General features: G+C 71.0%; 12 protein-coding genes. 7 read left to right on the forward strand and 5 right to left on the reverse strand.

All coding sequences use genetic code 11. From position 1 onward, the window contains the following. The first annotated feature begins 4 nt into the window (after positions 1-4). Genes MOJ79_RS04575 through MOJ79_RS04585 form a run of 3 tightly spaced genes read left to right on the forward strand, consistent with a single transcriptional unit; the run spans position 5 to position 2,269 of the window. Complete coding sequence (locus MOJ79_RS04575; protein ID WP_241923053.1) at positions 5-991, forward strand: metal ABC transporter solute-binding protein, Zn/Mn family; 987 nt, start codon at positions 5-7, stop codon at positions 989-991. Between the two features lie 9 nt (positions 992-1,000). Further along, complete coding sequence (locus MOJ79_RS19080) at positions 1,001-1,768, forward strand: metal ABC transporter permease (protein ID WP_241923054.1); 768 nt, start codon at positions 1,001-1,003, stop codon at positions 1,766-1,768. Positions 1,769-1,771: 3 nt separating this feature from the next. Beyond that, on the forward strand, positions 1,772-2,269 hold the full coding sequence (locus MOJ79_RS04585; RefSeq protein ID WP_241923055.1) for a transcriptional repressor: 498 nt from the start codon (positions 1,772-1,774) through the stop codon (positions 2,267-2,269). Here the strand turns inward: MOJ79_RS04585 and MOJ79_RS04590 are convergent. The 3 genes from MOJ79_RS04590 to MOJ79_RS04600 form a co-directional block, all read right to left on the reverse strand. Then, the gene (locus MOJ79_RS04590) at positions 2,266-3,057 is read right to left on the reverse strand and encodes a slipin family protein (RefSeq protein WP_241923083.1); all 792 of its coding nucleotides are present in this window, start codon (positions 3,055-3,057) and stop codon (positions 2,266-2,268) included. The genes MOJ79_RS04585 and MOJ79_RS04590 overlap by 4 nt on opposite strands. A gap of 35 nt (positions 3,058-3,092) precedes the next feature. After that, the gene (locus tag MOJ79_RS04595) at positions 3,093-4,574 is read right to left on the reverse strand and encodes an NfeD family protein (protein WP_241923056.1); all 1,482 of its coding nucleotides are present in this window, start codon (positions 4,572-4,574) and stop codon (positions 3,093-3,095) included. Positions 4,575-4,659: 85 nt separating this feature from the next. Beyond that, positions 4,660-6,813, reverse strand: a complete 2,154-nt coding sequence (locus MOJ79_RS04600; RefSeq protein ID WP_241923057.1) for a sodium-translocating pyrophosphatase — start codon at positions 6,811-6,813, stop codon at positions 4,660-4,662. 203 nt (positions 6,814-7,016) lie between these two features. Here MOJ79_RS04600 and ppa point away from each other — a divergent pair, with 203 nt between their 5' ends. Both ppa and MOJ79_RS04610 read left to right on the forward strand, forming a co-directional pair. Continuing rightward, a complete protein-coding gene (ppa, locus tag MOJ79_RS04605) occupies positions 7,017-7,556 on the forward strand; it encodes an inorganic diphosphatase (RefSeq protein WP_241923058.1) in 540 nt (179 codons plus the stop codon). A 170-nt stretch (positions 7,557-7,726) separates the two neighbouring features. Continuing rightward, the gene (locus MOJ79_RS04610; protein WP_241923059.1) at positions 7,727-10,462 is read left to right on the forward strand and encodes a M16 family metallopeptidase; all 2,736 of its coding nucleotides are present in this window, start codon (positions 7,727-7,729) and stop codon (positions 10,460-10,462) included. Here MOJ79_RS04610 and MOJ79_RS04615 read toward each other — a convergent pair. Then, a complete protein-coding gene (locus tag MOJ79_RS04615; RefSeq protein ID WP_241923060.1) occupies positions 10,449-11,654 on the reverse strand; it encodes a GNAT family N-acetyltransferase in 1,206 nt (401 codons plus the stop codon). The genes MOJ79_RS04610 and MOJ79_RS04615 overlap by 14 nt on opposite strands. 12 nt (positions 11,655-11,666) lie before the next feature. Here MOJ79_RS04615 and MOJ79_RS04620 point away from each other — a divergent pair, with 12 nt between their 5' ends. Next, positions 11,667-13,349, forward strand: coding sequence for an NAD+ synthase (locus MOJ79_RS04620; RefSeq protein WP_241923061.1), 1,683 nt, complete (start codon positions 11,667-11,669; stop codon positions 13,347-13,349). 33 nt (positions 13,350-13,382) lie between these two features. Next, on the forward strand, positions 13,383-13,721 hold the full coding sequence (locus MOJ79_RS04625; RefSeq protein WP_119287516.1) for a P-II family nitrogen regulator: 339 nt from the start codon (positions 13,383-13,385) through the stop codon (positions 13,719-13,721). Between the two features lie 15 nt (positions 13,722-13,736). Here MOJ79_RS04625 and MOJ79_RS04630 read toward each other — a convergent pair whose 3' ends face one another. Next, positions 13,737-14,318: a TIGR00730 family Rossman fold protein gene (locus MOJ79_RS04630; protein WP_241923062.1), complete on the reverse strand. Its 582-nt coding sequence runs from the start codon at positions 14,316-14,318 to the stop codon at positions 13,737-13,739. Positions 14,319-14,324 lie beyond the last annotated feature (6 nt).

Raw genomic sequence — 14,324 nt, forward strand, 5'->3', positions numbered from 1 at the left:
GCCGATGAAGATCGATGTTGCCTGTTCTGCCGTGCCGCCAGCGATCGGGCCGCGCGGCATGCTGGGGTGGCGGCTCGTCGCCGGCCTCGCGATCGCACTTTCGGCCGGACTTCCAGTCCGGGCGATGTCAGTCTTCGCGTGCGAGGCCGAGTGGGCGGCGCTGACGCGGGTGCTGCTGCCACAGGCGGAGGTGCTGGCAGCCACGAACGTACGACAGGATCCGCACCAGATCGAGCCGCGCCCGGCGCTGATCGCCCAGCTTCGTCGTGCCGATCTGGCGGTGTGCACCGGCGCCGAGCTTGAGCAGGGCTGGCTGCCCACGCTGCAGCAGCGCGCAGCCAATCCTCGGGTCCAGGACGCGGCGCCCGGCATGTTCTATGCGGAGGAAGTCGTCGAGCTGCTCGACGACCGTCCAGCGCCGGGCAGCGCGTGGAACCCCTTCGCGGGTCATGTGCACGTGCGCGGCAATCCGCACATCCACCTCGATCCCCGACACATGATCCCGATCGCCCGTGCGCTGGCCGCTCGCATCGGCGAAATCGATCCGGCGCAGGCCGAGCCGGTCCGGCAGCGACTTCGCGCGTTCGAGGCCGACTGGCAGCAACGCATCTTGGCCTGGGAAGCGCAGGCTGCACCGCTGCGTGGCAAGCGCGTGGCAGTACAGCACGGCACTTTCGCCTACCTGTGGCGCTGGCTGGGAATCGTCGTTGCCGCCGACCTCGAACCGGTCCCGGGAATGCCACCCACACCGGGTCATCTGCAGCAAGTGCTGAAAACGCTGCACGCCGATCCGCCGGCTGGCATCGTTGTCGCGAGCTACCAGGATCCGCGCCCGGCGCATTGGCTGGCGCAGCGGTTGCCGGCGCCGTCCGGCGGTATGGTGCTGCAGCCGATCGTGCTGCCGGCCACTGTCGACGACCCATCCCAGCCCGATGCGCTCGCACGCTGGTTTGACAAGGTCGTGGGGACGCTGCGCGAGCGACTGCACTGAGCGCCTGCGGTGCCGGAAGCCGTGACTGTCCTGCCGTGGTTCGTGGCGCCTCTGGCGGCGCTGGCGGCCGGTTGCGCGCTGCTCGCGCCGCTTGGGCATCGTGTGCTGGACCGCGGCATCGTGTTTATCGACCTGGCCGTGGCGCAGGCGGCAGCTGCCACATCGCTGTGGGTAGGAGCCTGGCTCGGTGGTCACCTTGGCGTCTGGGCCTGGGTGGCCAGCGCCGCAGGTGCGCTGGCCGGCAGCATGTTCGTCGCTTGGCTGGTCAGGCGCTGGCCGCCGTACCGCGAGGCCCTGATCGGTCTTGTCTACGCCGCCGGTGCGAGCCTCGCCGTGCTCGGAGCCAGGCTTGACCCGCACGGTGGCGAGCGGCTCGCGCAGATGCTCGCCGCAGACGTGTTGTGGGCTGACATGACGCAGGCCGTGGCGCTCGCCGTGACTGCCGCGCTGGTTATTGCGCTGAAATGGCGGCTGCCGCGGGTATCGTCGGGTGACGCTTTTTTCTACATGGTGTTTGCCTTTGCCGTCAGCGTCGCTGTGCCCGTTCTCGGCTTGGTGCTGGTCTTCGCCTGTCTGATCGCTCCGGCGCTGTGGATGCGCGCGGGTTGGGCGTGGCCGTTCGTGCTGGCCTCGGCCGTGATCGTCGCGGCAGCGGGTCTCGCGTTGTCGTGGATGCTCGACTGGCCCAGCGGTGCTTGCGTGGCAGCAGGGCTGACCATTTGGGGTCTAGGCAGCGCGATTGGGCGACGTCGCCAGCAGGTATCTACCTACAATTGAAGGGTGAACAAGCGCAGCGCCTCGACACCAGCCAGCCATGGTATGCCGCTGCCAGTTTCGTCCGACCGTCTCGAACGCGCGCGCCGGCTGTGTGAATCGCGCGGTGTGCAATGGACACCGCTGCGCGCCGAGGTCTATGCGTTGCTCGTGACCCACGACGCGCCGCTGAAGGCCTACGACCTGCTCGAAAAGATGCGCGAGGTGCATGGCCGCGTTGCACCGATGACGGTGTACCGTGCGTTGGACTTCCTTGTCGATCAAGACCTCGTGCATCGCGTCGCTTCGACGAGCAGCTTCGTCGCGTGCCACGAGCCGGGTACGGCGCACCACGATCCCATCTTCCTGGTCTGTCAACGCTGTGGTACCGCCCAGGAATGGTCGCGGCCGCGCCTGTCCCAGTCCATCCAGAGCGAAGCTCGTCGCGCCGGGTTCGCGGCGCACGGGGCGGAGATCCCGGGCCTGTGCGCACGTTGCGCGCTGCCCGTCCGCTCCGGAGGCTAGGCCGCTGGGCGATCGTTGCCCGTCGAGGTGGCCTCGCGCGCGAACTTCTGAAGCAGCGGCCCGAACTCGGTCGGGAACGGGAATACGATCGTCGAGCTGTTCTGCATGCCGATCGTCGCCAGCGTGCTGAGGTAGCGCAGCTGCATCGCCTCGGGCGCCTGGCCGAGCACGCGTGCCGCCTCGAGCAGCTTGCGCGCGGCCTGCTCCTCGCCCTCGGCGTTGATGATCTTCGCGCGCCGCTCGCGCTCGGCTTCGGCCTGGCGCGCCATCACGCGCACCATCCCCTCGCCGAGGTCGATGTGCTTGAGCTCGACGTTGGCGACCTTGATGCCCCAGGCGTCGGTCTGCTGGTCGAGGATCTCCTGGATGTCGGCATTCATCTTGTCGCGTTCGGCGAGCAGTTCGTCGAGCTCGTGCTTGCCGAGCACCGAGCGCAGCGTCGTCTGCGCGAGCTCGCTGGTGGCCTGGTGGAAGTTCTGCACCTGGATCACCGCCTTCGCCGGCTCGACGACGCGGTAGTAGATGACGGCATTGACCTTGACCGAGACGTTGTCGCGCGAGATCACGTCCTGGCTCGGCACGTCGAGCACCGCCACGCGCAGGTCGACGCGCACCATCTGCTGGATGTACGGCACGAGCAGGATCAGGCCCGGGCCCTTGACGCCGGTGAAGCGTCCGAGCGTGAACACGACGCCGCGCTCGTACTCGCGCAGGATGCGGATCGACGCGCCGAGCACGACGAGCGCGAGCACGAGGAAGGGCAGGTAGAACGCGAAGTCGAAGAACATGTCGAGGGCTTCCAGGGGGTGGTCCATCGGGGCGGTCAGGGGTGATGCGGCACCGGCCACGCCTCGCGCGCCGGCTGCACGCTCAGTTGCAGCCCGTGCACCGCAGTGACGGTCACGGCCTGGCCGGGGCGCAGTCCTTCGGGGCCGTCGGCTGCCCAGCGTTCACCAGCGGCGAGCACGTGGCCGGCGCGGCCGTCCCAGTCGAGCACGCGGCCCTCGGTGCCGACCATGCCTTCGGCTCCCGTCACGACGCGGCTGCGCCTGGACTTGAGCGCCAGGCGCACGATCAGCAGCGTCATGCCGAGGCTCGCGAGCGCGACGCCGCCGACCAGCGCCAGCGAGACGCCGAAGCCCGGCGCGTCGGCGTCGAACAGCAGCATCGCGCCGAACACGAACGCGACGACGCCGCCGATGCCGAGCACGCCCACCGACGGCGTGAACGCCTCGGCGACCATCAGCGCGATGCCCAGCAGCAGCAGTGCGACGCCGACGTAGTTGACCGGCAGCGCCGACAGCGCGTACAGCCCGAGCAGCAGGCTGATTGCGCCGATCGTGCCCGGCACCAGCGCGCCGGGGTTCATGAACTCGAAGATCAGCCCGTAGATGCCCACCAGCATCAGGATCAGCGCGAGGTTGGGGTTGGTGATCGCGCCGAGCAGCCGCGAGCGCCAGTCGGGGTCGAGGCGCTCGACGGCGAGTCCCTTCGTCTCGAGCGTGAGCCGCGCTTCGCCGAGACGCACCTCGCGCCCGTGGGCCTTGTCGAGCAGGTCGGCGACGCTGGCGGCGATCAGATCGATGACGCCGCGCTTGAGCGCGTCCTCGGCGGCAAGGCTCGCGGCGTCGCGCACTGCGGCCTCGGCCCAGTCGGCATTGCGGCCGTGCAGCTCGGCCAGCGAGCGGATGTAGGCCACCGCGTCGTTCGTCACCTTGGCGTCCATCGCGCTTGAGCCACGGCGCGGGCTGCGCGTGACGCCGTCGCCGCCGGCCGGGGCGCTGGCCGCGGACGCGGCGGGCGCCGGCGGTGGGGCCGGCCGCTCGTCGCTCGGGCCGCCGGGCAGCGGCGAGCCGCCGCCGATCTGCACCGGGGTCGCGGCACCGAGGTTGGTGCCCGGCGCCATCGCGGCGACGTGGCTCGCATAGAGGATGTACGTGCCGGCGCTCGCCGCGCGCGCACCGCTGGGCGCGACGTGGCCGAGCACCGGCAGCGGTGACGCGAGGATCGCGCGGATGATCTCGCGCATCGAGGTGTCGAGCCCGCCCGGCGTGTCGATCTGCAGCACGACGGCCGCGGCGCCGCGCTCCTGCGCGCGCGCGAGCCCACGCTTGACGTAGTCGGCGCTCGCCGGCCCGATCGCACCGTCGATCGTCAGCACGACCGCGGTGCGCGCCCCGCCGGGGGCCTGCGCGAGCGACACGGCGAGAACACCGAGCCACGCCCCGAGCCCGGCGAGCAGCATCCAGCCGAGCGCGCGCAGGGGGCTGCGCGCGGGCGGTGTCGGGCGGCGCGGCGTGTCCATCGCCATCGCATCATAGGCGCGCCGTGCCGCCGACCAAGAAAAAGGGCCGGCACGGGGCCGGCCCTCTGGGTCGAGAAGCGCCCGCTCAGGGCTTCGCGGCCGGCGGTGCCACCACCGGCGTCGTCGCCGCCGCGGTCTGCAACACGGCCGGCGGTGTGGCCAGTTCGGCGTGCGGCTTGCCGCCCGCGGCCGGCAGCAGCGGCACGATCAGCAGCGCGACGATGTTGATGATCTTGATCAGCGGGTTGACGGCTGGGCCGGCGGTGTCCTTGTACGGGTCGCCGACGGTGTCGCCGGTGACGGCGGCCTTGTGCGCATCGCTGCCCTTGCCGCCGTGGTGCCCGTCTTCGATGTACTTCTTCGCGTTGTCCCACGCGCCGCCGCCGGTGCACATGCTGATCGCGACGAACAGACCGGTGACGATCGTGCCCATCAGCAGCCCGCCGAGCGCCTCGGGGCCGAGCGCGAGGCCGACGACGATCGGCACGACGACGGGCAGCAGCGACGGGATCATCATCTCCTTGATCGCCGCCGTCGTCAGCATGTCGACCGCGCGCCCGTACTCGGGCTTCGCGGTGCCTTCCATGATGCCCTTGATCTCGCGGAACTGGCGGCGCACCTCCTCGACGACGCTGCCGGCCGCGCGGCCGACGGCCTCCATCGCCATCGCGCCGAACAGGTACGGGATCAGGCCGCCGATGAACAGGCCGATGATCACGTTCGGGTTGCTGAGGTCGAACGTGGCCAGGATGCCCTTGGCCTCGAGCGAGTGCGTGTAGTCGGCGAACAGCACCAGCGCCGCGAGGCCCGCCGAGCCGATCGCGTAGCCCTTGGTCACCGCCTTCGTCGTGTTGCCCACCGCGTCGAGCGGGTCGGTGATGTCGCGCACGCTGTCGGGCAGCTCGGCCATCTCGGCGATGCCGCCGGCGTTGTCGGTGATCGGGCCGTAGGCGTCGAGCGCGACGATGATGCCGGCCATGCTCAGCATCGACGTGGCTGCCACCGCGATGCCGTACAGGCCGGCCAGCCAGTACGCGACCAGGATCGACAGGCACACGAAGATCACCGGCCACGCGGTGGACTTCATGCTCACGCCGATGCCGGCGATGATGTTCGTCGCGTGGCCGGTCGTCGACGCCTGCGCGACGTGCTTGACCGGCTTGTAGTCGGTGCCGGTGTAGTACTCGGTGATCCACACCATCGCCGCGGTCAGCGCCAGCCCGACGACGCTCGCGGCCCACAGCCGCCAGTGCGTGCCGGCGCCGAGCGCGTCGGCCGGCATCACGAGCGCGGTGACAACGTAGAACAGCACGAGCGAGATCACGCCGGCGACGATCAGGCCCTTGTACAGCGCCGGCATCACGTTCTTCATGCCGGGGCTGGCCTTGACGACGCTCGCGCCGATGATCGACGCGATGATCGACGCGCCGCCGAGCAGCAGCGGATAGACGACCGCGTTCAGCGGCGCCGCGGCGACCATCAGCGCGCCGAGCGTCATCGTCGCGATCAGCGTCACGGCATAGGTCTCGAACAGGTCGGCGGCCATGCCGGCGCAGTCGCCGACGTTGTCGCCGACGTTGTCGGCGATCACCGCCGGGTTGCGCGGGTCGTCTTCGGGGATGCCGGCCTCGACCTTGCCCACCAGGTCGGCGCCGACGTCGGCCCCCTTGGTGAAGATGCCGCCGCCCAGACGCGCGAAGATCGAGATCAGCGACGAGCCGAACGCGAGGCCGAGCAGCGGCTTGAGCAGGTCGGTGAGCTTGGTCGTCGGGTTCATCGCGCCGTTGCCGACGAGGAACCAGTAGAAGACGCCCACGCCCAGCAGCCCCAGCCCGACGACGAGCAGGCCGGTGATCGCGCCGCCCTTGAACGCGACGTCGAGCGCCGGACCGATGCCGCGCGTGGCCGCCTGCGCGGTGCGCACGTTGGCACGCACCGAAATGTTCATGCCGATGAAGCCGCACGCGCCCGACAGCACGGCGCCGAGCACGAAGCCGATGGCGGTCGTCACGTCGAGGAAGGCGCCGATCAGCACCGCGAGCACGACACCGACGATCGCGATCGTCTTGTACTGCCGCGCGAGGTACGCGGCCGCGCCCTGCTGGACGGCGCCGGCGATCTCCTGCATGCGGGCATTGCCGGCGTCCTGGCGCAGGATCCAGCTGCGCTGGACGAACCCGTAGATGACGGCCGCGAGGCCGCACGCCAGCGCCAGGTACAGCGCCATTGCGGTGGACATGAATGTCTCTCCTTCCTCTGTCTGACCCGATCTGATGATTGTCCCGCCGCCGCTCCGATGGCTCGTCCGCACGCGGCGCGCCGGCATGCTACGGGAACGCCCGCTGGCGACGGCATGGTGTTTTCCTGCGGGGCGCCGTGCCGTCAGGGCGGGGCAAGGCGGGCTTCTACAATTCGGGTTTCCACTGCTGTCGAGGCCGGTCGATGAGTCTGCACAACGTCACCCCCGGGGCGAAGGCGCCCGACGAGTTCAACGTCATCATCGAGATCCCGATGATGGGCGACCCGATCAAGTACGAGGTCGACGAGGAGACCGGCGCGCTGTTCGTCGACCGCTTCATGGGCACGTCGATGCACTATCCGTGCAACTACGGCTACATCCCGCAGACGCTCGCGGCCGACGGTGACCCGGTCGACGTGCTCGTCATCACGCCGGTGCCGCTGATTCCCGGCGTCGTCGTGACGTGCCGGCCGCTGGGCGTGCTGAAGATGGAGGACGAGGCCGGCGGCGACAACAAGCTGCTCGCGGTGCCGATCGACAAGATCCTGTCGATCTACACGCAGTGGAAGAAGCCCGAAGACCTCAATCCGATGCGGCTGAAGACGATCCAGCACTTCTTCGAGCACTACAAGGACCTCGAAGAGGGCAAGTGGGTCAAGGTCACGGGCTGGGAAGGCCCCGACAGCGCGCGCGCCGAAGTCGCCGACGGCATCGCGAACTACCGCAAGGTCAAGCGCGCCTGACCGCCAGGGCTGCTCGCGACATGACGGGGCCGAGGGCCCCGTCGCCGTTCGTGGGTGCAGCGCAGCTGCCGAGGGGATGACCCCGCCGCGGCGCGCCGCGCTGGCGCTGCCTACACTGCGTGACCATGGGGCAGTCAGTGACGGGCGTTCTCGCGCGGTCGGCGCTGCGGGTGACGCGCGTCCACCGCCTGTGGCTCCACGCGCTGGTGTTGACCGTGCTGGGCGCGCTGTCGCTGGCAGCGTCCGCACGCGCGCTGCCCGCCGGCGTCGAGGCCGTGACCTCGGTCGAGGGCATCGCCGAGTACCGCCTCGCCAACGGGCTGCAGGTTCTGCTGGTGGCCGACGACTCGAAGCCGACGACGACGGTCAACCTGACCGTGCGCGTCGGCTCGCGCCACGAGAGCTACGGTGAAACCGGCATGGCGCACCTGCTCGAGCACATGCTGTTCAAGGGCACGCCGACGACGCCGAACCCGTGGGCCGAATTCATGCGCCGCGGGCTGCGCGCCAACGGCACGACCTGGGTCGACCGCACGAACTACTTCGCCAGCTTCGCCGACAACGACGAGCACCTGCGCTGGTACCTCGCGTGGCTGGCCGACGCGATGGTCCACAGCACGATCTCGCAGCGCGACCTCGACACCGAGATGACGGTGGTGCGCAACGAGATGGAGATGGGCGAGAACAGCCCGTTTCGCATCCTGCTGCAGCGCTCGCTGGCCGCGGCGTACCAGTGGCACAACTACGGCAACGCGACGATCGGTGCGCGCACCGACGTCGAGAACGTCGACATCGAGCGGCTGCGCGCGTTCTACCGCAAGCACTACCGCCCCGACAACGCGACGCTGATCGTCTCCGGCCGCTTCGACCCGCCGGCGACGCTGGCGTGGATCGCCGAGCACTTCGGCCCCATCGCGCGGTCGGCCGAGCCGCGCTGGCTCGCGCCGACGCTCGACCCCGCGCAGGACGGCGAGCGCAGCGTCACGCTGCGCCGTGCCGGCGGCACGCCGGCGCTGCTCGCGCTGTACCACCTGCCGCCGGCGGCGGCGCCCGACTTCGCCGCGGCCGAGGTGCTCGCCATCGTGCTCGGCGACACGCCGTCGGGGCGGCTGCACAAGCAGCTGGTCGAGCAGCGGCTCGCGGCGAGCGTGTTCGGCGGCACGCTGCCGACCGAAGAGCCCGGCGTGGCCTACTTCGGCGCACAGCTCGAGCCGCAGCAGGACGTCGAGGCCGCGCGCGCGGCGCTGCTCGACACGCTCGAAGGTCTCGAGCGCGAGCCGGTCACGGCCGAGGAGCTCGAACGCGCGCGCCACAAGTGGCTCAAGGCGTGGGAGCTGCGCTTCAGCGATCCGCAGCAGGTCGGCGTCGCGCTGTCGGAGGCGATCGCCGCCGGCGACTGGCGGCTGTTCTTCCTGCAGCGCGACCGCGTGCGCGCGCTGACGCTGGCCGACGTGCAGCGCGTCGCGCGCGAGCGCCTGATCGTCGCCAACCGCACGCTGGGCACCTACCTGCCGACGCCGCAGCCGGTGCGCGCGCCGGCACCGCAGCGCGTCGACGTGGCCGAGCAGCTCCGGGCATTCCGTCCCGCGCCGGCCGCGGCGCCCGTGCCGCCGTTCGACCCGTCACCGGCGAACATCGAGGCGCGCACGCAGCGCGTCACGCTCGCGCACGGCATGCAGCTCGCGCTGCTGCCCAAGCCCACGCGCGGTCAGGCCGTCCACGCCGTGCTGACGCTGCGCTACGGCACCGCGCAGTCGCTGGCCGGCCAGGCCGAGGTCGAGGCGATGCTCGCCGCGATGCTCGACAAGGGCGGCGGTGGGCTCACGCGCCAGCAGATCGAGGACCGGCTCGACGCGCTGCGCACCGAGCTCGATATCGCCGCGCGCGGCGGCGTGCTGACGGTGTCGCTGCGCACGCGGCGCGAGCACGCGGCCGAAGCCGTCGCGCTGGTGGCGTCGCTGCTGCGCGAGCCGGCGCTGCCGCCCGACGCGCTCGAGGAGGTGCGGCGTCAGGCGCTGGCAGGCATCGCGTCGCAGCGCGACGACCCGCAGGCCATCGCCGACCTCGCGCTCGCTCGGCACGGCAACCCCTACCCGCGCGGCGACGTGCGCCACGCACGCAGCTTCGACGAGCGCGCCGACGACGTGCGCGCCGTCACGCTGGCGCAGCTGCGCGAGTTCCACCGCCGCTTCTACGGCAGCGCGCACGCGCAGTTCGCTGCCGTCGGCGACTTCGACGCCGATGCGCTGCGCGCCGCCGTCGAGCGGGCGTTCGGCGGCTGGACGGCGCCCGAGCCGTACGCGCGGGTGCCGCGGCCGTGGTATGCGCCGCCACCGGCGCGGCTGCAGCGGCTCACGCCCGACAAGCAGAACGCGGTGCTCGCCGTGCAGCAGCGCGTCGCGCTCGCCGACACCGACGCCGACTACGCCGCGTTCACGCTGGCCAACTTCATGCTCGGCAGGGGTGGCGACTCGCGGCTGTGGCGGCGCATCCGCGAGAAGGACGGGCTGTCGTACGGCACCTGGAGCTACGTCGACTGGAGCAGCCACGAGCCGCACTCGGTGTGGGGCGCCGGCGCGATCTTCGCGCCGGCCAACCGCGACGCCGTCGAGCGCGCGTTCGCCGAGGAGATCCGGCGCGCGCTCGACGAGGGATTCAGCGACGACGAGGTGCGCGCGGCGCGCGAATCGCTGCTGGCGTTCCGCCGCCTGTCGCGCGCGCAGGACGAGCGGCTGGCCGGCGCACTGGCGGCCAATCTGTATCTCGGCCGCACGATGGCGGTGTCGCAGCAGGTCGACGAGGCGATCGCCGCGCTGACGCCGGCGCAGGTCAATGCGGCGCTGCGCCGCCACCTCGACCCGGCGGCTTTCGTGCGCGCGCTCGCCGGCGACTTCAGGCAGCCGTAGCGCCGCCGGTGCCTTCGGCGGGCGGCTTGAACGGGTTACGCTCGTTCAGCTCGTCGACGTACAGCGCGACGTGTTCGCCCTCGCGCGCGACGAAGTCGGCCACCGCGCGCGCGAAGCGCGCGTCGCGCAACCAGTGCGCCGACGTCGTGCGCACCGGCAGCAGCCCGCGCGCCATCTTGTGCTCGCCCTGCGCGCCGCCTTCGAAGCGCAGGTAACCGTGCTCGAGGCACCACGCCAGCGGACGGTAGTAGCAGGCCTCGAAGTGCAGGCACGGCACGTACTCGGTGCAGCCCCAGTAGCGGCCGTATGCGCTGCGGCGCGCGTCGTCGACGGCGAGCAGCGACGCGGCGATGCGCTCGCCGCCGCGCCACGCGACGAACAGCAGCCAGGCCTCGGGCATCGTGCGTGCCATCGCACCGAAGAACGCGCGCGTCAGGTACGGCGTCGAGCGGTGCGCGCGGTAGGTCCGCGTGTAGCAGTCGTGGAAGAAGTCCCACAGCCCGTCGTCGATCTCGGCGCCGCGGTGCACCGTGAACGTGACCCCGGCCTCGGCGACGCGGCGCCGTTCCTGCGCGATCTTCTTGCGCTTGTCGCGCTGCAGGCTCGCGAGCAGGTCGTCGAAGCTCGCGAGCGGCGCGGCGGCGCGCTGCGTCCAGTGGAACTGTACGCCCTCGCGCAGCAGCCAGCCGGCGCGCTCGAACGCCGCGCGGTCGGCGTCGTCGACGAACAGCACGTGCACCGACGACAGCTTCAGCGAGGTGGCCAGCGCCGACAGCGTGTGCACGAGCACGTCGCGCACGGCGTCGTCGCGCGCGAGCAGCCGCGTGCCCGCCACCGGCGTGAACGGCACTGCGGCGAGCAGCTTCGGGTAGTACGGCAGGCCGGCGCGGCGGTAGGCGTCGGCCCACGCCCAGTCGAACACGTACTCGCCGTACGAATGGCCCTTCAGGTACAGCGCGCAGGCGCCGACGAGGTCGGCGCCGCGCTCGATGGTCACGAACTGCGGCGCCCAGCCGGTGGCCGGCACCGCGCTGCCCGAGGTGTGCAGTGCGGCGAGGTACTCGTGGCGCAGGAACGGCGTCGGTGCGGGCTGCGCGGCGAGCAGCGCGTTCCACGCCGAGGCGTCGATAGCGGCCGGGTCGTCGTGGACCCGGATGACATAATCGTTCGCAGTGGATCCGTCGCCCGCCATGCAAGGCTACCGATGCTGAACGTCGCGCTGGCGCAGATCAACGCCACCGTCGGCGATCTCGACGGCAACGCGCGCAAGATCGCGCAGGCGGCGCGCGACGCGCACGCGGGCGGTGCGCAGGTCGTCGTCGCTCCCGAGCTCGCGCTCAGCGGCTACCCGCCCGAGGACCTGCTGCTGCGCCCGGCCTTCATGCAGGCCTGCGCGCGCCGGCTCGAGCAGCTGGCGGCGGAACTGGCGGACTGCGAGGGACTGCATCTGGTGGTCGGACACCCGCACCAGTTCGGCGCGCGCGGCGATGTTAGGACCAAGTCGCTCGCGGTGCAGCAGCGCTTCAACGCGGCCTCGGTGCTCGCAGGGGGGCGCGTGATCGCGACCTACTGCAAGCGCGAACTGCCGAACTACCAGGTGTTCGACGAGCGGCGCTACTTCGCGTCGGGCCGCGACGCCGGCCATGGCCCCGTCGTGTTCGACGTCCACGGCGTGCGCGTGGGCCTGCTGATCTGCGAGGACGCGTGGTTCGACGAGCCGGCGCGCAGCGCGAAGGCCGCCGGCGCGCAGGTGCTGGCGGTGCTCAATGCGTCGCCGTTCCACCTCGACAAGGCGCAGGAGCGCGAGGCGCGCATGGCCGAGCGCGCGCGCGACGTCGGTTTGCCGCTGGTCTATGCGCACCTGGTGGGTGGCCAGGACGAGGTCGTGTTCGACGGCGCGTCGTTCGCCGTCGATGCGCACGGCAGGCTCGCGGCGCGCGCACCGAGCTTCGAGCCGGCGCTGCTCGCGGTGACGATCGACGGCGGTGACGTGCGCGGCGCGATCGCGCCGATGCCCGACCCGCTCGCGCAGGCCTGGGGCGCACTGGTGCTGGGCGTGCGCGACTACGTCGGCAAGAACGGATTCCCCGGCGCGATCATCGGTCTGTCGGGCGGCATCGACTCGGCGCTGGTGCTCGCGATCGCGGTCGACGCGCTGGGCGCCGCACGCGTGCGCACCGTGATGATGCCGTCGCCGTACACGGCCGAGATCTCGTGGCTCGATGCGCGCGAGATGGCGCGCCGCCTCGGCGTGCACCACGACGAGATCCCGATCGCACCGATGTTCGACGCGTTCCGCACCAGCCTGGCGCCACTGTTCGCCGGCCGCGCCGAGGACACGACGGAAGAGAACATCCAGGCGCGCATCCGCGGCACGCTGCTGATGGCGCTGTCGAACAAGACCGGCGCGATCGTGCTGACGACCGGCAACAAGAGCGAGATGGCCACCGGCTACTGCACGCTGTACGGCGACATGGCCGGCGGCTTCGCGGTGATCAAGGATGTCGCCAAGACCCTCGTCTACCGCCTCGCGGAGTGGAAGAACCGCCAGCCGACGGTGCGCGCCGACGGCAGCGTCGGGCCGGTGATCCCCGAGCGCATCATCACGCGGCCGCCGTCGGCCGAGCTGAAGCCCAACCAGACCGACCAGGACAGCCTGCCGCCGTACGACGTGCTCGACGCGATCCTCGCGCGCTACATGGAGGACGACCAGAGCATCGACGAGATCGTCGCGGCCGGCTTCGAGCGCACCACGGTGGAGCGCGTCGCGCACCTGATCAAGGTCAACGAGTACAAGCGCCGGCAGGCGCCGGTGGGCATCCGCATCACGCACCGAGCCTTCGGGCGCGACTGGCGCTACCCCATCACGTCGAAGTTCCGTGCTTAAATCGTGCGCAGTGTCCAGCCTTCGGAGTGCGCGATGAAGCAGATCACCGCCATCATCAAACCGTTCAAGCTCGAGGAAGTGCGCGAAGCGCTCGGTCAGGTCGGCGTGTCGGGGCTGACCGTCACCGAGGTCAAGGGCTTCGGCCGGCAGAAGGGCCACACCGAGCTGTATCGGGGCGCCGAGTACGTCGTCGACTTCTTGCCGAAGGTGAAGATCGAGGTCGTCGTCAAGGACAGCGACGTCGAGCGCGCGATCGAGGCCATCGTCGCGAGCGCGAAGACCGGCAAGATCGGCGACGGCAAGATCTTCGTGACCCCGGTCGAGCAGGTCGTGCGCATCCGCACCGGCGAGACCGACGAAGCGGCGATCTGACGCCGCCGCGGGCTTTCAGATGCGGCTGTAGTCGTCGGGGGCCGTCGCCTTCGCGGCGGCGGCGCCGACGCGGTCGAGCAGGCGTTCGACGTCGTCGTCGACGATCAGCGCCGCGTGCTGTGCATCCGACACGAAGCCGCGGCGGTGGCAGATGTCCATGAATCGCAGCAGCGCGTCGTAATAGCCGTCGACGTTGAGCAGCGCGACCGGCTTGTCGTGGTAGCCCAGCTGCTGCCACGACCACACCTCGTACAGCTCTTCGAGCGTGCCGATGCCGCCGGGCAGCGCAACGAAGGCATCGGCGCTTTCGGCCATCCGCTGCTTGCGCTCGTGCATCGTCTGCACGACATGCAGCTCGGTCAGCCCGGCGTGCCCGACCTCGCGCTGCATCAGCGCCTGCGGAATGACGCCGACGACCTGGCCGCCGCCACGCAGCACCGCGTTGGCGACGATGCCCATCAGCCCGACGCGTCCGCCGCCGTAGACCAGGCGCCCGCCGCGTGCGGCCAGGCGTTCGCCGAGCGAGCGTGCGGCGTGCTCGAAGACCGGCGAGTCGCCCAGGCGCGAGCCGCAGTAGACGCACAGCGACAGGGACATGGCTTT

Origin of the sequence: Calidifontimicrobium sp. SYSU G02091 (genome assembly GCF_022631395.1) — a bacterium.
GTDB classification, from domain to species: Bacteria; Pseudomonadota; Gammaproteobacteria; order Burkholderiales; family Burkholderiaceae_C; genus Calidifontimicrobium; species Calidifontimicrobium sediminis.

What these genes read in the sequence shown, in the direction of transcription:
- MOJ79_RS04630 (WP_241923062.1), bottom strand. Translation starts at nt 14,318, where the DNA reads ATGTCCCTGTCGCTGTGCGTCTACTGCGGCTCGCGCCTGGGCGACTCG.
- MOJ79_RS04620 (WP_241923061.1), top strand. Translation starts at nt 11,667, where the DNA reads ATGCTGAACGTCGCGCTGGCGCAGATCAACGCCACCGTCGGCGATCTC.
- ppa (WP_241923058.1), top strand. Translation starts at nt 7,017, where the DNA reads ATGAGTCTGCACAACGTCACCCCCGGGGCGAAGGCGCCCGACGAGTTC.
- MOJ79_RS04625 (WP_119287516.1), top strand. Translation starts at nt 13,383, where the DNA reads ATGAAGCAGATCACCGCCATCATCAAACCGTTCAAGCTCGAGGAAGTG.
- MOJ79_RS04615 (WP_241923060.1), bottom strand. Translation starts at nt 11,654, where the DNA reads ATGGCGGGCGACGGATCCACTGCGAACGATTATGTCATCCGGGTCCAC.
- MOJ79_RS04600 (WP_241923057.1), bottom strand. Translation starts at nt 6,813, where the DNA reads ATGTCCACCGCAATGGCGCTGTACCTGGCGCTGGCGTGCGGCCTCGCG.
- MOJ79_RS04575 (WP_241923053.1), top strand. Translation starts at nt 5, where the DNA reads ATGAAGATCGATGTTGCCTGTTCTGCCGTGCCGCCAGCGATCGGGCCG.
- MOJ79_RS04595 (WP_241923056.1), bottom strand. Translation starts at nt 4,574, where the DNA reads ATGGACACGCCGCGCCGCCCGACACCGCCCGCGCGCAGCCCCCTGCGC.
- MOJ79_RS04590 (WP_241923083.1), bottom strand. Translation starts at nt 3,057, where the DNA reads ATGTTCTTCGACTTCGCGTTCTACCTGCCCTTCCTCGTGCTCGCGCTC.